This window comes from Curtobacterium sp. MCSS17_008, from assembly GCF_003234185.1.
Taxonomy (GTDB): domain Bacteria; phylum Actinomycetota; class Actinomycetes; order Actinomycetales; family Microbacteriaceae; genus Curtobacterium.
In genome coordinates this window covers 60,011-76,945 of sequence record NZ_QKSM01000014.1, presented here as the reverse complement: position 1 = coordinate 76,945, position 16,935 = coordinate 60,011, and the positions used below count along the sequence as shown (strand labels likewise).

14 protein-coding genes and 2 tRNA genes are annotated in these 16,935 nt (G+C 67.7%); 8 read left to right on the top strand and 8 right to left on the bottom strand.

Annotated features, from left to right (window positions below):
• Positions 1-278: 278 nt before the first annotated feature.
• Entirely contained in the window at positions 279-1,970 is a 1,692-nt protein-coding gene (locus DEJ23_RS12995; protein WP_111240662.1) for an SIR2 family protein, read from the top strand.
• A 29-nt stretch (positions 1,971-1,999) separates the two neighbouring features.
• On the opposite strand, the gene DEJ23_RS12990 is transcribed toward DEJ23_RS12995, so the two are convergent.
• Both DEJ23_RS12990 and DEJ23_RS12985 read right to left on the bottom strand, forming a co-directional pair.
• Complete coding sequence (locus DEJ23_RS12990) at positions 2,000-2,743, bottom strand: phospholipase D-like domain-containing protein (RefSeq protein ID WP_111240661.1); 744 nt, start codon at positions 2,741-2,743, stop codon at positions 2,000-2,002.
• Between the two features lie 88 nt (positions 2,744-2,831).
• A tRNA-Gly gene (locus tag DEJ23_RS12985) sits at positions 2,832-2,902 on the bottom strand.
• Positions 2,903-2,957: 55 nt separating this feature from the next.
• On the opposite strand from DEJ23_RS12985, the gene DEJ23_RS12980 reads away from it, so the two are divergent.
• From DEJ23_RS12980 to DEJ23_RS12960, 5 genes are all read left to right on the top strand, one after another.
• Positions 2,958-3,281, top strand: a complete 324-nt coding sequence (locus DEJ23_RS12980) for a hypothetical protein (RefSeq protein WP_111240660.1) — start codon at positions 2,958-2,960, stop codon at positions 3,279-3,281.
• 54 nt (positions 3,282-3,335) lie between these two features.
• Positions 3,336-3,412: transfer RNA gene (locus DEJ23_RS12975), tRNA-Pro, on the top strand.
• Positions 3,413-3,448: 36 nt separating this feature from the next.
• Positions 3,449-4,792 (top strand): trigger factor, encoded by a 1,344-nt coding sequence (gene tig, locus DEJ23_RS12970; protein WP_111240659.1) that lies wholly within the window; start codon positions 3,449-3,451, stop codon positions 4,790-4,792.
• A 158-nt stretch (positions 4,793-4,950) separates the two neighbouring features.
• Positions 4,951-5,577 (top strand): ATP-dependent Clp protease proteolytic subunit, encoded by a 627-nt coding sequence (locus DEJ23_RS12965; RefSeq protein WP_058748854.1) that lies wholly within the window; start codon positions 4,951-4,953, stop codon positions 5,575-5,577.
• 26 nt (positions 5,578-5,603) lie between these two features.
• A complete protein-coding gene (locus tag DEJ23_RS12960) occupies positions 5,604-6,263 on the top strand; it encodes an ATP-dependent Clp protease proteolytic subunit (RefSeq protein ID WP_058728413.1) in 660 nt (219 codons plus the stop codon).
• A gap of 129 nt (positions 6,264-6,392) precedes the next feature.
• Here the strand turns inward: DEJ23_RS12960 and DEJ23_RS12955 are convergent, their stop codons facing one another.
• Together DEJ23_RS12955 and DEJ23_RS12950 are read right to left on the bottom strand one after the other, a co-directional pair.
• Positions 6,393-7,004, bottom strand: coding sequence for a copper resistance CopC family protein (locus DEJ23_RS12955; protein WP_181429259.1), 612 nt, complete (start codon positions 7,002-7,004; stop codon positions 6,393-6,395).
• A 65-nt stretch (positions 7,005-7,069) separates the two neighbouring features.
• Entirely contained in the window at positions 7,070-7,795 is a 726-nt protein-coding gene (locus DEJ23_RS12950; protein WP_111240657.1) for a YcnI family protein, read from the bottom strand.
• Positions 7,796-7,978: 183 nt separating this feature from the next.
• On the opposite strand from DEJ23_RS12950, the gene clpX reads away from it, so the two are divergent.
• Entirely contained in the window at positions 7,979-9,259 is a 1,281-nt protein-coding gene (gene clpX, locus DEJ23_RS12945) for an ATP-dependent Clp protease ATP-binding subunit ClpX (RefSeq protein WP_111240656.1), read from the top strand.
• An 83-nt stretch (positions 9,260-9,342) separates the two neighbouring features.
• Here clpX and DEJ23_RS12940 read toward each other — a convergent pair whose 3' ends face one another.
• From DEJ23_RS12940 to valS, 4 genes are all read right to left on the bottom strand, one after another.
• Complete coding sequence (locus tag DEJ23_RS12940; protein ID WP_111240655.1) at positions 9,343-11,367, bottom strand: M3 family metallopeptidase; 2,025 nt, start codon at positions 11,365-11,367, stop codon at positions 9,343-9,345.
• Positions 11,368-11,452: 85 nt separating this feature from the next.
• Positions 11,453-12,061, bottom strand: coding sequence for a TetR/AcrR family transcriptional regulator (locus DEJ23_RS12935; protein ID WP_111240654.1), 609 nt, complete (start codon positions 12,059-12,061; stop codon positions 11,453-11,455).
• A 140-nt stretch (positions 12,062-12,201) separates the two neighbouring features.
• Positions 12,202-12,453 carry a hypothetical protein gene (locus DEJ23_RS12930; protein ID WP_111240653.1) on the bottom strand — a complete coding sequence of 84 codons (252 nt, stop codon included), beginning with the start codon at positions 12,451-12,453 and terminating at the stop codon, positions 12,202-12,204.
• Positions 12,454-12,540: 87 nt separating this feature from the next.
• Entirely contained in the window at positions 12,541-15,132 is a 2,592-nt protein-coding gene (valS, locus tag DEJ23_RS12925) for a valine--tRNA ligase (RefSeq protein WP_258375529.1), read from the bottom strand.
• Positions 15,133-15,354: 222 nt separating this feature from the next.
• Here valS and proP point away from each other — a divergent pair, with 222 nt between their 5' ends.
• The gene (gene proP, locus DEJ23_RS12920) at positions 15,355-16,932 is read left to right on the top strand and encodes a glycine betaine/L-proline transporter ProP (RefSeq protein ID WP_258375528.1); all 1,578 of its coding nucleotides are present in this window, start codon (positions 15,355-15,357) and stop codon (positions 16,930-16,932) included.
• Positions 16,933-16,935: the final 3 nt, after the last annotated feature.

The following is a 16,935-nucleotide window of genomic DNA, read 5'->3' as shown; positions in this document are numbered from 1 at the left end:
TCACCTGGATCGAGGCGACCTATCACCGGAAACGACGGCAACGCGGTCTGGGGAAGTTGACCCCGGTCGAGTACGAGACGATCATCAACCCACAGGTCGCACTCGCGGCCTAAACGAACGAGTCAACCGAACCTGCAGCAGTCCCACGCGTCGGTCTCGACGACCGACACCATCTACGGGCACCTATACCCAACCGACTATGACGACCAAATCGCACGGTTCGAAGCGTTCGTGATGAAGGCATAGTTCGCGCGAGGATCCGTGGATAGTATCGAGCCATGTCATCTGTCGGAGACACTTCATCAACCCCGCCGCTCGACACCGAGATGCAGCCGCACGTAGAGCCGTTGACGGATGCAGATGACGAACGAGCACGTTCTTTTGCGCAGCAGTTAGCTGATCACCACAGCGCCCTACCCTACCTGTTCATCGGCAGCGGAATCTCTCGCCGCTACTTGGGTCTTCCCGATTGGGAAGGCCTTCTGCAAGTCTTCGCTGAGGAAGTCGGGGAGAATTTCAATTATCATCTCGCGGCCGCTAATGGCGACTACCCTACGGCCGCGTCTTCTATAGCTAAAGCATTTTACCCGCATTGGTGGAATGATTCAAAGTATAAGGAGCAGGTACGCGAGTACGAAAATGAAGCTCGGACCCATCAAGATGGGGCGATCAAGGCAGCAATAGCGTCCTACATAGTGGAGCGCCAAGATCTGCTGCAGGGTCGGCCCGGGCGTGATGATCCATCGCTAAACGCCGAGGTGAGTCTTCTGCAGGAAGTAGTGGTGGACGGAGTGATCACCACCAACTATGACTCCCTGACCGATCAGCTCTTTCCTGCGTTCACTCCTTACGTCGGGCAAGATGAGCTGATGTTTAGTGATGCGCAGTTCATCGCCGAAACGTACAAGATTCACGGGAGTGCCGCCCGGCCGAGCTCGTTGGTGCTTACATCCACAGATTACGCGGAACTTACAAAGCGGAACCACTACCTTGCAGCAAAGCTGCTGACCATCTTTGCGGAGCATCCGGTACTGTTCGTAGGCTACAGCTTGACGGACGAGTACATTGGCGAGATTCTCGGTAACATCGCGACCGCCGTTGGTCCGGCCCGGCTCGATGAACTGGGATCGCGTATTTACATCGCGGAATGGAATTCACACGAGGACTTCGAGCCCCTTATAGAGAAGGCTAGCATTGAGCGTGGAGGGCATCGCCTCCCTATCACGAGGATCGAGACAAATTCGTTCGCGTGGCTCTGGTCGGCTCTTGGGCGCCTCGAGCGGCCGTTCCCCGCCGGAGTCTTGCGTGAGCTTCGTAAGCACGTTTTCGACTTGGTAACGCACCCGGATCCGGATGACACCCGTGAGATTGTTCGGGCGATACCAATCGACGCGGAGGACGCCGCTGGGGTGCGAGTCGTCTTCGGAGTCGGACGCTTCTCAGACAAGGACTTGGAAGACCTGTCAAGCATCAGTGCTCGCACGCTGACTCGCGCGGACCTCGAACGAGACGTGCTTGGCGTACGCGAGAGAGCATTGGACGCCGAGAGTGTTCTGAAGTATGGAATCCCTGAACAGATCAGGCCAAGGGGTACTGACACCCTTCCGGTTCACAAGTATTTGCACGAATCCGGTCGCATTAGCAGCACTGGTGATGTGGATTACACGGGGCTCAGACCAATCATCCGGCAGCTGGCCGAACGGAAGTTGCAGAGCCGAGACCAATACATCATTGGCCGCTACCGGCGTCAGGTTGATGGCAAGCTGCAATCGCCACGAGACGTGATGGCCGCGGACTTCGCTCTGTACTTCAAACTCGAATGCCTTTTGCTCTTGGACCCTAGCTTGTTCGACTTGAAAGAGCTACGAGCGGTACTTGTCGAGCTTTATGAGTCCTCCGTCTTCGAGTCCCACGTCTCCAACTTCCGCAGAGTCCTCGCCTGGTATGACCGCTTGCGGTCAGCGGCCTAGCAGCTGTCAAAGTGCTAGGCCGTCCCCTTTCATGTTCCGATTCGCCATTCTGGATATACCCATGGTTGTTCCCAGTCAAGCGGTTCTGAGAGTGTCATCACACGGGCAAACTCGTCGAGGTATGCGCTCGCTATTTCCGGGTCGTGTAACTCGACTGCGTTCTCAAAGGAGTATCCAGCGTTCTTCGAGAAGTTGAAGGATCCGGTCCAAACGGCCGTCGGATTCAAACTTCCCGCGCTAGAAGGGGCAATACGGACCAGGAATTTGTGATGCATGCGGGGCATTGCCGCTGATCTTGCGGAATTGTGGTTGCCGACGCACCGCACGCCTTCAAGCGTCGGATCGCTTGCGTACGAGGCCAGTCCGAGAGGTGCTGGGAAGGTATACCGCGCGAACTCGTTCTGGAGTCTGTCGTATCTGTCACGCAACATGCTTTGCCACGCGGTTGACTGCTCCTGGTCGGGTCGAAGGAAGTCTTCCTTCTGAACAACCAGCGAGACCGGCCGTCCCGCCAGCGCGTCGAGGAGGCGCCCTTCGGTGACCCATGCAACGCAGCCGACGATCGCTTCGGATCCTTCGATGAAAGCAATCGCCCGGTCTGTCAGGTCGCCGAAGTGCGCTACAACGTGCCCGGCCGCTGTCGACCTTTGATCGTCATCCCAGGAGAAACTGGTCTCGTCCTCGAAGACGGGCCGCTCCCGGTGGAGGCTCCTTGTTCGGCTGTCAGACGCGCCAGAGCCCCGGAGCTCGCGGCGATAGGGATCGGTACTCATGGCCGGAAGTTACAGCATGAGTGGCTTCGGAGTGGATCCAGCATCGCGGCGGGTCCGTAGGCGGCTGGGATCCCAGCGTCTACAGGGGAGGGGATGACGGGAATCGAACCCGCGTGGCCAGTTTGGAAGACTGGGGCTCTACCATTGAGCTACATCCCCGCACTGCGACTCAGGTCCGCAGCGCCACCATCGTAGCGGACGAACGGCCTCCGACATGCCATCGAACGTGGTGCCGCAGCCCCACGGTGCCGACACCCGCCGGATCAAGCGCTCACGGGTGTTCTCGTTCGTGCTCCTGGCGCTCGCCGCCGTGGTGTTGTCGCTCCGTCCCGAGGTCTTCGACGACCCGCAGGTGCAGCCCTGGCACGCCCTGTTCCACGTCTGGCGGATCGTCCTCGGCATCGCGCTCGTGGTCGCGGCGCTCGGTGTCCAGGTCGCCGTGGGCGTCCGGTGGCGGCAGGGGCTGCGCCGGGATGCCGGGGCCGACGCGCCCGGTCCCGGCACGCCTCCCGGGAACCAGCCACCGGGGGACCGCTAGACTCGTCGCGGTCGCGCCTGCCCTCGGGTGTGCGCGACCACCCTGGCCCAGTCACGGGGCGTAGCTCAGCTTGGTAGAGCGCCCGCTTTGGGAGCGGGAGGTCGCAGGTTCAAATCCTGTCGCCCCGACCAGGTCCACTCGAACGTCAACCAACAGGAGTACATCCCTTGGCCACCAGCACCGTCGACAAGGTGAGCGACACCCGCGTCAAGCTCACCGTGAACGTGACGCCGGAAGATCTCAAGCCGAGCATCGACCACGCCTACAAGCACATCGCCGAGCAGATCAACATCCCCGGCTTCCGCAAGGGCAAGGTCCCGCCGGCGATCGTCGACCAGCGTGTCGGCCGCGGCGAGGTCCTGAACCACGCCGTCGGTGACGCCATCGACACCTTCTACCGCCAGGCGGTGGAGGAGCAGGAGCTGCGCATCCTCGGCCGTGCCGAGGCCGACGTCGCCGAGCTCCCGAACGTCAAGGACTTCTCGGGCGACCTCGTCCTCACCTTCGAGGTGGACGTCCGTCCCGAGTTCGACCTGCCCGCGTACGACCAGTACGAGCTCACGGTCGACGCCGTCGAGGTCTCCGACGACGAGGTCGAGGAGGAGCTGCAGAACCTGCGCACCCGCTTCGGCACGCTCGTGACGGTCGACCGTCCGGCGAAGACCGGCGACTTCGCCCAGATCGACCTGACCGCCACCATCGGCGACGACGAGGTCGACTCGGCCACCGGCGTCTCCTACGAGATCGGTTCGGGCGACCTGCTCGAGGGCATCGACGAGGCGCTCGAGTCGCTCACCGCGGGTGAGTCGACCACGTTCGAGTCCACGCTGGTCGGTGGCGACCGCGAGGGCGAGACCGCGCAGATCGCCGTGACCGTCACCGCCGTCAAGGAGCGCGAGCTCCCCGAGGCCGACGACGAGTTCGCGCAGATCGCCAGCCAGTTCGACACCATCGACGAGCTCAAGGCGGACCTCAAGGAGCAGATCGCGAAGTCCAAGACCTTCGGTCAGGGCGCCGCGGCTCGCGACAAGCTCGTCGAGAAGCTCATCGAGGACGTGGACATCCCGATCTCGGAGCAGCTCATCGAGGACGAGGTGCACCGTCACCTCGAGCAGGAGAACCGTCTCGAGGACGAGGAGCACCGCAAGGAGGTCTCCGAGTCCAGCGAGAAGGCCTTCCGCTCGCAGCTGCTCCTCGACGCCATCGCCGAGAAGGAGGAGATCCAGGTCTCCCAGGAGGAGCTCACGCAGTACCTCATCCAGGCGGCGGCGCAGTACGGCATGGAGCCGGCCGAGTTCATCAAGGTGATCGACCAGAACGGGCAGATCCCCGGCATGGTCGGCGAGGTCGCCCGTTCGAAGGCGGTCGCCACCGTCCTCTCGAAGGTCACCGTCAAGGACACCAACGGCGACGTCGTCGACCTCTCCGCCTTCACCGCCGGTGTGGCGCAGGAGTCGGACGCCGACGAGTCGGCCGACGCCGACGAGGCCACGGAGGCCGACGCGAAGTAACGCGACGCGCTGACGGACGGGAGGCACGGTGCCAGCTGGCACCGTGCCTCCCGTCCGTCGTCCCGGCACCATCCGACCGCCCAGAGCGAACAGACGCGAAGTGGTGCGTTGCACCCGATAAGTTCGACATCAAGCGACAACTGAACGGGAGCTTTTCCATGGCCGAAGCGACACTGAACCCCAGTGTTTTTGACCGCCTTCTGAGAGACCGGATCGTGTGGCTCGGCTCTGAGGTCCGCGACGAGAACTCGAACGAGATCGCAGCGAAGCTGCTGATGCTCGCCGCCGAGGACCCTGAGAAGGACATCTACCTCTACATCAACTCGCCCGGTGGCTCGATCACCGCGGGCATGGCGATCTACGACACGATGCAGTTCGTTCCGAACGACATCGTCACCGTGGGCATCGGCCTCGCGGCCTCGATGGGGCAGTTCCTGCTCTCGTCGGGCACCCCGGGCAAGCGCTACATCACCCCGAACGCCCGCGTGCTCCTGCACCAGCCGTCCGGTGGGTTCGGCGGTACCGCTGCCGACATCCAGACGCAGGCCAAGGTCATCCTCGACATGAAGCAGCGGATGGCGGAGCTCACGGCCGAGCAGACCGGCAAGTCGATCGAGCAGATCCTCAAGGACAACGACCGCGACAACTGGTTCACGGCGCAGGAGGCCCTCGAGTACGGCTTCGTCGACCACCTCCGTGCGTCCTCGAACGAGGTCGTCGGCGGCGGCGGCACCGTGGGCGACGGCGAGACGCCGACCGCGGCCGCCGAGCCCGAGTCCAACTGACCACCACCGAAGAGAAGGAAACGAGAATGCACCTCCCCATGCTCGGTGGCGCGCAGAACGTCCCGGCTCCGTCCGATCGCTACATCCTCCCCAGCTTCGAGGAGCGCACGGCCTACGGCTTCAAGCGCCAGGACCCGTACGCGAAGCTCTTCGAGGACCGCATCGTGTTCCTCGGCGTCCAGGTCGACGACGCGTCGGCCGACGACGTCATGGCCCAGCTGCTCGTGCTCGAGTCGATGGACCCGGACCGCGACATCGTGATGTACATCAACTCGCCCGGTGGCTCGTTCACCGCGATGACGGCGATCTACGACACGATGCAGTACATCCGCCCGCAGATCCAGACGGTCTGCCTCGGCCAGGCGGCCTCGGCCGCGTCGGTGCTCCTCGCCGCAGGTACGCCCGGCAAGCGTCTGGCGCTCCCGAACGCCCGCGTGCTCATCCACCAGCCGGCGACCCAGCAGGGTGGCGGTCAGGCGTCGGACATCGAGATCCAGGCGGCGGAGATCCTCCGCATGCGCACCTGGCTCGAGGAGACGCTGTCGAAGCACTCGAACCGCACCCCGGAGCAGGTCAACAACGACATCGAGCGCGACAAGATCATGTCCGCCGAAGAGGCGCTGGAGTACGGCCTGATCGACCAGGTCCTCACCAGCCGCAAGAACCTGCCGGCGCTCGTCAAGTAGCACTCCGCACGACGAAGGCCCCGCACCGATCGGTGTGGGGCCTTCGCCGTCGTCCTGTGCCCGGCGGAACCGGTTGCGGACGATGCCACGGGCGGCGAGAGGTGCGCGGGGTGTTCCGTCAGGTCCGTGTCAGTCCTCGTCGGTGTCGTCGGCCGCGGAGGCGGGGCGGCGACGGAGCAGCAGCAGGACCGCGACGACGACGCCGGCCAGGACGACACCGCCGGCCCCGATGAACAGGGCGTCGGTCGCGCTCGAGTCGCTCCCGCTGCCCGCTCCGTCGGGTGACGCGTCCGGGCCCGCGCTCGACCCGCCGCTCGACGCACACGTCGGAGGTGCACTCGTGCCCGTGGCGGGGGAGAAGCCGCTCGGGGCCTCCCACGTGAAGTCGTAGCGGTCGGAGACGGTGTGCCCGTCGGCCGACACGACCTGCCACTCGACCTCGTACTCCCCGGACTCGCCGAGCGCGGCCTTCGTGGTCATCGACGGACCGTCGACCGCCACGCAGCCGTCCTCGTAGTACTTGCCGTCGGGGCCGATGACCCGGAGGGCGAAGCCCGAGTCCGACCCGCCGATGGCGAGGAGCCGGTCGTTCGTGGTGATGTCGAACCGGTCGGGCAGCTCCGTGAGCGTCCCGCCGACCGCCGGGGTCGAGGACACCAGGTAGTTGTGCGCGCTGGCGGGCGCGGCGAGTCCGAGGACCGAACCGCCCACGACGGCGAGGGCCGCGGCGGTCGCGGCCACGGGCCTCCGGGCCGAGCGCCGGGACGTCGCGGACCGGCGGTCCACCGTCGGACGTCCGTGCCGGATCACTTCGTGGCGTCCCGTCGGCGGGTCGCGGCGACGGCGACGACCAGGCCGACGGCGCCGACGACGAGCCCGCCCAGGCCGAGGAACCGGCCGACCAGGTCGGGCTGGGCGGTGGTCGAGGTGGTCTCGCTCGCGGTGGCGGTGGTGGCGTCGGTGGCGTCGTCACCGGCGGCGGTGTCGGCCGCGGTCAGGACGATCGAGGGTGCGGGGTGCTCCGGTTCGGCCTGGCCGTCCTGCTGCACCTGGTCCCAGTCGGTCGAGCCCTGCTCGCACGTCTGCGCGACGGGGAACGAGACGCGGTCACCCGGCTCGCCGTCCGGCAGCGAGAACGACAGCGAGAAGGTGTCGCGCTCGTCGGCGGGGAGCGGGGTCCTCGCGGTGTAGGTGATGCTCGTGACGCGCTCGGCTCCGGCCTCGGTCTCCTCGTCGCCCGCGGCGCTGCTCGACGGCGCGGTGTACGGCTCGGTGGTCTTCGAGATGGTCCAGTTCGGGTTGACCGTGGGCGTGACCTCGATGACGGACTCGGGCACCTGGAAGACGAGCTTCGTCGTCGGCGAGCCGTCGCAGCCGTGCGGCACCGAGAAGGTCGCCGTCGTGTACGAGTTCGCCGCGGTGGAGGTCACGTCGGCCTCGACGTGGGCACTGGCGGCGGCGGCGGTGCCGAGGACGATCGCGGCGGTGACGGCGACGGTACCGGTGCCGAGGACGGCGAGGCGCTTGGTCATGGGGTCCTTCCGGTTTCTACAACTTGTAGAGGAACGCGGGCAACGGTACCAGCTGCGCACGCCCTGGGCGAACGTGCCGGGACAGGCCGGACGGCGTCGCGGTGGCTGTCACCGGATGCGGTTAGAGTCGATCACATCGGGCTGGTCACCAGCCTGCATCGGTCAACCAGGGAGGGCACCGACATGGCACGCATCGGAGAGAGCGCTGACCTGCTCAAGTGCTCCTTCTGCGGCAAGAGCCAGAAGCAGGTCCAGCAGCTCATCGCCGGGCCCGGCGTGTACATCTGCGACGAGTGCGTCGAGCTGTGCAACGAGATCATCGAGGAGCGCCTCGCCGAAGCGGGCGAGGACACCGCGAGCGGCGACTTCGAGCTGCCGAAGCCCCGCGAGATCTTCGACTTCCTGCAGGAGTACGTGATCGGGCAGGACCCGGCCAAGCGTGCGCTGGCCGTCGCCGTCTACAACCACTACAAGCGCGTCCGCGCGCAGGGGCAGATCACCGCTGCCGAGGACCGCGACGACATCGAGATCGCGAAGTCGAACATCCTGCTCATCGGCCCGACCGGCTGCGGCAAGACCTACCTGGCGCAGACGCTCGCGAAGCGCCTGAACGTGCCGTTCGCCGTCGCCGACGCCACCGCCCTGACCGAGGCGGGCTACGTGGGCGAGGACGTCGAGAACATCCTGCTCAAGCTCATCCAGGCCGCGGACTACGACGTCAAGCGTGCTGAGACCGGCATCATCTACATCGACGAGGTCGACAAGATCGCGCGCAAGGCGGAGAACCCGTCGATCACCCGTGACGTCTCGGGCGAGGGTGTGCAGCAGGCCCTGCTCAAGATCCTCGAGGGCACGACAGCCTCGGTGCCGCCGCAGGGCGGGCGGAAGCACCCGCACCAGGAGTTCATCCAGATCGACACGACGAACGTGCTGTTCATCGTGGCGGGGGCGTTCGCGGGGCTCGAGGACATCGTGTCGTCGCGCGTCGGCAAGCGCGGCATCGGCTTCGGCGCCCCGCTGCACAGCCCGCTCGACCAGCAGGACCTGTTCGCCGACGTCCTGCCCGAGGACCTGCACAAGTTCGGGCTCATCCCGGAGTTCATCGGTCGTCTGCCGGTCGTCACGACGGTCTCGCAGCTCGACCAGGCCGCGCTCATGCAGATCCTGACCGAGCCCAAGAACGCGCTCGTGAAGCAGTACCAGCGGATGTTCCAGCTGGACGGCGTCGAGCTCGAGTTCGACCGTGGTGCGCTCGAGGCCATCGCCGACCTGGCCGTGCTGCGCCAGACCGGTGCCCGCGGTCTCCGCGCGATCCTCGAAGAGGTGCTCGGGCCGGTGATGTTCGACGTGCCGTCCGACGACGACGTCGCACGCGTGGTGATCACCCGCGAGTCCGTGCTCGAGAACGCGGCGCCGACGATCGTGCCGCGACCCCGGGCGAAGCGCGTCGAGAAGTCCGCGTAGCGAACCGCTCGCGACGACGGCCCGGTCCCCGTGCGGGGCCGGGCCGTCGTCGCGAGCGGCGTCTGCCGGGCGGTCGGGCCGCGCTACTCGAGCCCGCGACGGCGCAGCAGCGGCCCGACCTCGGCGTCGCGACCGCGGAACGCCCGGTACGCCTCGAGCGGGTCCTGCGCCCCGCCGACGCCGAGCAGCATCGTGGCGAAGCGTCCACCGGCCTCCCTCGACAGACCGCCGTTCTCACGGAACCACTCCACCGTGTCGGCGTCGAGCACCTCGGACCAGATGTAGCCGTAGTACCCGGCGTCGTACCCGCCCGAGAACGTGTGCGCGAAGTACGTCGACGAGTACCGCGGCGGTACCGCCTCGACGTCGACCCCGGCGTCGGCCAGGGCCTGCCGCTCGAACGTCTCGACGTCGGCGACCGCGGCGGCCTCGGACGCGGACAAGCGGTGCCAGGCCTGGTCGAGCAGCGCCGCGGCGAGGTACTCCGTCGTCGAGAAGCCCTCGTTGAAGCCGGCCGAGTCGCTCAGCCCCAGCACGAGCTCCGGGGGGAGCGGCTCGCCGGTCTCGTGGTGCTTGGCGTAGTTCGCGAGCACCGAAGGCCACGACACCCACATCTCGTTCACCTGCGACGGGAACTCCACGAAGTCGCGCTCGACGTTCGTGCCCGAGAACCGGGGGTACGTCGTCCGCGCGATGAGCCCGTGCAGCGCGTGCCCGAACTCGTGGAAGAGCGTCTCGACCTCGTCCTGGATGAGGAGCGTGGGGGAGCCCGCAGCCGGCTTCGCGACGTTGAGGTTGTTGACGACGACCGGCAGCGTGCCGAGCAGGTGGGACTGTTCGACGACGGGGTTCATCCACGCACCTCCGCGCTTGCCGTCCCGCGTGTACAGGTCGAGCAGGTAGAGGCCGACCGGCTCGTCCTCGTCGGAACGCACCTCGAACACCCGGACCTCGTCGTTGTAGCCGCGCAGGTCGGGGCGTTCGGTGAAGGTCAGGCCGTACAGCGCTCCGGCTGCGTGGAAGACCCCGTCGCGGAGCACCCGGTCGGCCTCGAAGTACGGGCGGAGCGCCGAGCTGTCGGCGGCGAACTGCTCGCCGCGCAGGATCTCGGTGGCGTACGCCCAGTCCCACGCCTCGACGTCGAAGCCCACAGTGCGCGAGCGCACCGCACGTTCGTCGTCGGCGTTGGCGGCCGCGGCGGGCACGAGCGAGGAGAGCAGCCCGTCGACGGCCTCGGGTGTGCCGGCGGTCTCGTCAGCCGTCACGACGGCGGCGTGGTTCGGGAAGCCGAGCAGTTCGGCCCGTTCGGCGCGGAGGCGCACGATCCGCAGCAGCACGTCCCGGTTGTCGTACGCGTTGCCGCGACGTCCACGGGACAGCGAGGCGCGCATGATCCGCTCGCGCAGGCCGCGGTCGGTCAGCGATGCGAGCCACGGGTGTCCGGTGTACAGCGGCAGGGTCACGAGCCAGCCGTCGAGCCCGCGGTCGGTCGCGGCCGTCGCGGCGGCGGACCTCGCGCCGTCGTCCAACCCGGCGAGTTCCGCCTCGTCGACGACGTGCACGGCCAGGTCGTTCGTGTCCTCGAGCAGGTTCCGCTCGAAGGTCGTGGTGAGCGTCGAGAGCTCCTGGTTGATCGCGGTCAGGCGCTCCTTCCCGGCGTCGTCGAGGCCGGCGCCGGCGAGCGTCATCTCGGTGTGCACGCGCTCGACGAGGCGACGGTCCTCACCGGACAGGGATCCGCCCTCGAGCGCGTCGTGCACGGCGGCGACCCGCGCGTACAGCCGCGAGTCGAGGGTGATCGCGTCCCGGTGAGCGGCGAGGAGCGGGGAGACCTCGGCCTCGAGGTCGTGCAGTTCCGGGGTCGAGTCGGCCGACGACAGGGTGAAGAACACGTGCGAGACGCGGGTGAGCAGCTGCCCGGAGCGCTCGAGTGCGACGAGGGTGTTCTCGAAGCTCGGGGCCTGGGGATCGGTGGCGATGGCCTCGACCTCGGCGCGCTGCTCGGCCATGCCGGCGTCGAAGGCCGGACGGAAGTGCTCCAGCCGGACGTCGTCGAACGGCGGCAGGGCGTAGGGGAGGGTGCTCGGCTGGTCGAACGGGGTGTCCATGGCCCCACCCTACGGACCGGGCCGCCTGCCGGGCGGGAGGCTGCCCACCCGTCCGCAGCGTGCCTCCCGGCCGGCGTCGGTCCGATCAGGCCGCCCTGGCGGCCGCTCGGTTCGTCGCCACGTCGATGAGTGTGGCCGCGGCACGCCGAGCGTGCCGTGCTGGCGTCGTGTCGCCCGCGATCGCGGCGGTGGTCTGCGCACCCTCGGCGAGCAGGGCGAGCTGCGCGGCGAGCTCCCCGGCCGCGGCGACGTCCGGGACCACGGCGGCCGCGAGGCCGGCGACGGAGCGCTGGAACGACTCCTTGTGCTCCCGGGCGATCTCGGCGACCGCGGGAGAGGTCGCCCCGAGCTCGCCGAAGGCGTTGATGAACCCGCAGCCGCGGAAGGTGTCGTCCCCGAACCACTGCTCGAGGAAGTCGTACATCGCGAGCAGTCGGTCACGTGGCGTGTCCGCGGCGGCGACGGCTTGCTCGATGCCCTGCTCCCAGTAGTCGTGCCGCCCGCGGAGCACCGCTGCGACGAGCTGGTCCTTGCCGGGGAAGGCCGCGTAGAGCTTCTTCAGCGAGACGCCTGCCCCGGTCCGGATCTCGTCCATGCCGACGGACTGGAAGCCGCGCGCGTAGAAGAGCCCGTCTGCGACGTCGACGATCCGCGCGCGGGTCGCCGGGTCGACGGTGGTGGTCGGTGTGGCCACGGCGGTCCCCTTCCCTCTGCGTCCGCCGCCCCCGCTCTGTGTGGGGAACGGACGTTCTCTAGTGTAGGTCGGATCCGGCGAGGACCACCCTCCTCACCGGGTGTGCCCTCGCCGGGTCCTGAGCCCCGTGCGGGTACCGCTCAGTCCTCGTCCGTGGCGTCGTCCGGGTTCGTCACCTGCGCACGACCAGCGGGATCGAGGTGGATCGACGTGCCGTCGTCGAGCTCCACGATCGGCTTGCCCTCGAGGTACGTCAGCGTCCAGCGCCACGTCGACGCGTCCACCGACTCCGCGGCCAACTCGTCCTCGACGCCGCGCACGGCGACGACGATCGCCTCCGGCAGTCGCTCGGGTGGCTGCCCACCGACGTTCCAGCGTGTCCCCAACTGCATGCGTGCCTCCCGTGCCGTCCTGTCGTCCGTGCTCGTGCCGACGACGGGCCGGGCCGCGCAGAGCGACCCGGTCCGTCGACGGCGACGCTACGCCTGCTGCTCGGCGAGCTCGATCTCGGTCACCGCGAGCTCCTCGCCGTCCGTGAACGACAGGTTCTCGATGCGACCCACGGCGGCCAGGTCGACCGCCGCCCGCTCGATGAGCGCCCGCTGCTCGGCCGGAGCAGCGACCACCGCACGCGTCACGGGCGTCTTCTGGGACGCCTTCGCGGCGGTCTTCGCACCACGGATGCCGATGAGCGCCTGGCCGACGGCCGCGAGCAGCCCCGTCGGCTCGGCCTGCGTCGGCAGTTCGGCGACCGACGGCCACTGCGCGCGGTGCACGCTGGTGTCGTGGGTCCAGGCCCACACCTCCTCGGTCGCGAACGGGAGGAACGGTGCCAGCAGACGCAGCAGCGCGTCGATCGCGGCACGCAGTGCCAGGACCGCGCTCGCCTGGGTCTCGTGCGTCGCGTCCGACGCGGTGCCGTAGGCGCGCTCCTTCACGAGCTCAAGGTAGTCGTCGCAGAACGTCCAGAAGAACCGCTCGGTCACCTCGAGCGCGCGGGCGTGGTCGAACCCGTCGAACGCCGTCGTGGCCTGCCCGATCACGGAGCCGAGCTCGGCCAGCATGTCGACGTCGAGCGCCTCGGTCACGGTCGTCGCGCCGCTCGGGAGCTCGAAGCCGTAGACGAACTTCGCTGCGTTGAGGACCTTGATCGCCAGACGACGACCGACCTTGATCTGCTTCGGGTTCTGCGGGTCGAACGCCGCGTCGGTGCCGAGCTTCGACGAGGCCGCCCAGTAGCGCACCGCGTCGGCGCCGTGCTGCTCGAGGATCGACAGCGGCGTGACGACGTTGCCCTTCGACTTCGACATCTTCTTGCGGTCCGGGTCCACGATGAAGCCGGAGATGCTCGCGTGCTTCCAGGGCGCGACGTCGGCCTCGAGCTGGCTGCGCAGGGCGGTCGTGAAGAGCCAGGTGCGGATGATGTCCTGCGCCTGCGGGCGGACGTCGTACGGGAACACCAGCTCGTACAGCTCGGTGTCGGTCTCCCACTTGCCCGCGAGCTGCGGGGTGAGCGACGAGGTCGCCCAGGTGTCCATCACGTCGAGCTCGCCCTGGAAGCCGCCGGGGACGCCGCGCTGGTCCTCCGAGTAGCCGGGAGCCGGCTCGGCCGCCGGGTCGACCGGCAGCTGGGCCTCGGTCGGGACGATCGGCTGGTCGAAGACCGGGTTGCCGTCGGCGTCGAGCGGGTACCAGACCGGGATCGGCACGCCGAAGAACCGCTGGCGCGAGATGAGCCAGTCACCGGACAGGCCGCCCACCCAGTTGTCGTAGCGGACGCGCATGAAGTCCGGGTGGAAGGCGATCTCCTCGCCGCGCTCGCGGAGGGTCTCCTTGAGCTGCTCATCGCGCGCGCCGTTGACGATGTACCACTGGCGGGTCGACACGATCTCGAGCGGCTTGTCGCCCTTCTCGAAGAACTTCACCGGGTGGTTGATCGTCTTGACGTCACCGACGAGCTCGCCGGACTCGGTGAGGGCGTCGACGACGACCTTCTTCGCCGAGAACACGGTCTTGCCCGCCATCTCGGCGTACAGCTCCTGACCGCGCTCGCTCTCGATCCAGTCCGGCTGCTCCGAACGGACGCGGCCGTCGAACCCGATGATCGCGCGGTTCGGCAGCTGGAGCTCGCGCCACCACACCACGTCGGTGGTGTCGCCGAAGGTGCAGACCATGGCGATGCCGGCGCCCTTGTCCTGCTGCGCCAGGTGGTGCGCGAGGACCGGGACCTCGACGTCGAACAGGGGGGAGCGGACCGTCGTGCCGAACAGGTCCTGGAAGCGCTCGTCGTCCGGGTGCGCGACGAGGGCGACGCAGGCGGGGAGGAGCTCGGGTCGGGTGGTCTGGATGACGACGTCCTCGCCCCCGTCGGTCCGGTGGAACGCCAGGCCGTGGTACGCCCCCGGCATCTCCTTGTCCTCGAGCTCGGCCTGCGCCACAGCGGTGCGGAAGGTGACGTCCCACAGCGTCGGGGCGTCGGCCTGGTAGGCCTCGCCGCGCTCGAGGTTGCGGAGGAAGGCCCGCTGGGCGCTCGCGCGCGAGGTGTCGTCGATGGTCCGGTACGACTGCGTCCAGTCCACCGACAGGCCGAGCGTGCGGAAGAGGTGCTCGAACTGCTGCTCGTCCTGCACCGTCAGGCGCTCGCAGAGCTCGATGAAGTTACGACGGGAGATCGGCAGCTGGTCCGCGGCCTTGGACGACTTGTTGTCGCCGCCCTCGAACGGCGGGACGAACGCCGGGTCGTAGGGGAGCTGCGGGTCGCAGCGGACGCCGTAGTAGTTCTGCACGCGACGCTCGGTCGGCAGGCCGTTGTCGTCCCAGCCCATCGGGTAGAAGACGTGCTTGCCGCGCATGCGCTCGTACCGGGCCTTGAGGTCGGTGTGCGTGTACGAGAACACGTGGCCGATGTGCAGCGAGCCCGAGGCGGTCGGCGGCGGGGTGTCGATCGAGTAGACGGCGTCCTTCGTGGCGCTGTCGCGGTCGAACCGGTAGGTGCCGTCCTGCTCCCAGACCGGGCCCCAGACCTGCTCGAGTCCGTCGACGGTGGGCTTGTCGGGCATGGGCTTCGACATGGCTGGGCCTTTCGATCGATGTGTGCGGCACCGAGTCCGTGATGAGGTGCCTGAGTGTCCGCGCGCGGTGCGCGGTTCCCTCATGCTAGCCGTCCCCGGCGTCGGAGCGCTCCATCTGGTACGCTACCGGGGTTTGTCCGGCGAGCGCGGTGTTCGTGAGGACTGCACAGTCGCTCTCCGCCGGACACCGAAGGCAAGACACAGCACTACCGGAGGAACGACTTGGCACCGAACGAAGCACTCCACCAGCACGGCGACCGGCCGCTGCGGACGAAGAGCGCCGCGAAGCGCGCACGCCGCAAGCTGACCGAGGACGACGTCACCGTCGTCGAGGAGTCGCTGCTCAAGCGTGCCGTCGCCGCCGCCGCCCTCGGCAACGCGATGGAGTGGTTCGACTTCGGCATCTTCGCGTACCTGACCGTCACGATCTCGAAGGTGTTCCTGCCGGCCGGCGACCCCACCTCGAACCTGGTCGCGACGTTCGGATTCTTCGCGGCCGCGTTCATCGTCCGCCCGATCGGCGGCGCCGTCTTCGGTCCGATCGGCGACAGGATCGGCCGGCAGAAGGTCCTCGCACTGACGATGATCCTGATGGCAGCCGGAACGCTCATGATCGGCCTGATCCCGTCGTACGACTCGATCGGCTTCTGGGCACCCGTGCTGCTCCTGGTGGCGCGCTTCGTGCAGGGCTTCTCGACCGGTGGTGAGTACGGCGGTGCGGCGACCTTCATCGCCGAGTACTCGCCGGACAAGCGTCGTGGGTTCATGGGCTCGTGGCTCGAGTTCGGCACGCTCGCGGGCTACGTGCTCGGCGCCTCGATCGTCACGATCCTGCAGTACACGATGCCCGAGGACGCCCTGCTGAGCTGGGGCTGGCGCATCCCGTTCATCGTCGCCGGCCCGCTCGGCCTCATCGGTCTCTACCTCCGGCTCAAGCTCGAGGAGACCCCGGCGTTCCAGAAGCAGCAGGAGCAGGCGGCCGAGCGCGAGTCGCAGAAGACGCCGTTCCTCAAGCTCTTCGCGGAGAACTGGCGCTCGCTCCTCATCTGCATCGGTCTGGTCCTCGTGTTCAACGTGACCGACTACATGCTGCTGTCGTACATGCCGACCTACCTCGAGACGAACCTCGGCCAGAACGCCACGTTCGGCCTGATCCTCATCGTCATCGTCATGATCCTCATGATGGTCGTCATCACCTTCGGCGGCCGCCTGTCCGACCGGTTCGGGCGGCGTCCCGTCCTCGCCGCGGGCTGCATCGGCTTCATCGTGCTGTCCTGGCCGGCCCTCAAGCTCGTGCAGTCGGGCACGGGCCCCGGCGTCTTCCTCGGCCTGCTCATCCTCGGCCTCGTGCTCGTCACGTTCACCTCGACCATGCCGTCCACGCTCCCGGCACTGTTCCCGACGATCATCCGCTACGGCGCGCTCGCGATCGCGTTCAACGTGTCCGTCTCGCTGTTCGGCGGCACGACGCCCCTCGCGACGCAGGCGCTCATCGCCGGCGCGAAGGACGCCGGGCTGTCGTGGGCCGAGGACATCCCGGCGTTCTACCTCATGCTCGCGGCCGTGATCGGCCTCGTCGCCGTCTACTTCACGAAGGAGACGGCCGCGACACCGCTCATGGGCTCCGGACCGACCGTCGCGCACGAGGACGAGGTCGCCGACGTCATCAAGGACTACAACGACCCGACGTCGGAGCTCGCGCAGTCCGACTGGGCGAAGGACTTCTCGACGAGCGAGATCCCGATCATCAGCGGCGACGCTCCCACCAGCGGCCAGGACAGGACGACCGCGGGCTCGTAGCGG

Coding starts and splice junctions, on each gene's coding strand:
- DEJ23_RS12995 (WP_111240662.1), top strand. CDS start 279: ATGTCATCTGTCGGAGACACTTCATCAACCCCGCCGCTCGACACCGAG.
- DEJ23_RS12990 (WP_111240661.1), bottom strand. CDS start 2,743: ATGAGTACCGATCCCTATCGCCGCGAGCTCCGGGGCTCTGGCGCGTCT.
- DEJ23_RS12980 (WP_111240660.1), top strand. CDS start 2,958: ATGCCATCGAACGTGGTGCCGCAGCCCCACGGTGCCGACACCCGCCGG.
- DEJ23_RS12965 (WP_058748854.1), top strand. CDS start 4,951: ATGGCCGAAGCGACACTGAACCCCAGTGTTTTTGACCGCCTTCTGAGA.
- DEJ23_RS12960 (WP_058728413.1), top strand. CDS start 5,604: ATGCACCTCCCCATGCTCGGTGGCGCGCAGAACGTCCCGGCTCCGTCC.
- DEJ23_RS12950 (WP_111240657.1), bottom strand. CDS start 7,795: ATGACCAAGCGCCTCGCCGTCCTCGGCACCGGTACCGTCGCCGTCACC.
- clpX (WP_111240656.1), top strand. CDS start 7,979: ATGGCACGCATCGGAGAGAGCGCTGACCTGCTCAAGTGCTCCTTCTGC.
- DEJ23_RS12940 (WP_111240655.1), bottom strand. CDS start 11,367: ATGGACACCCCGTTCGACCAGCCGAGCACCCTCCCCTACGCCCTGCCG.
- DEJ23_RS12930 (WP_111240653.1), bottom strand. CDS start 12,453: ATGCAGTTGGGGACACGCTGGAACGTCGGTGGGCAGCCACCCGAGCGA.
- valS (WP_258375529.1), bottom strand. CDS start 15,132: ATGTCGAAGCCCATGCCCGACAAGCCCACCGTCGACGGACTCGAGCAG.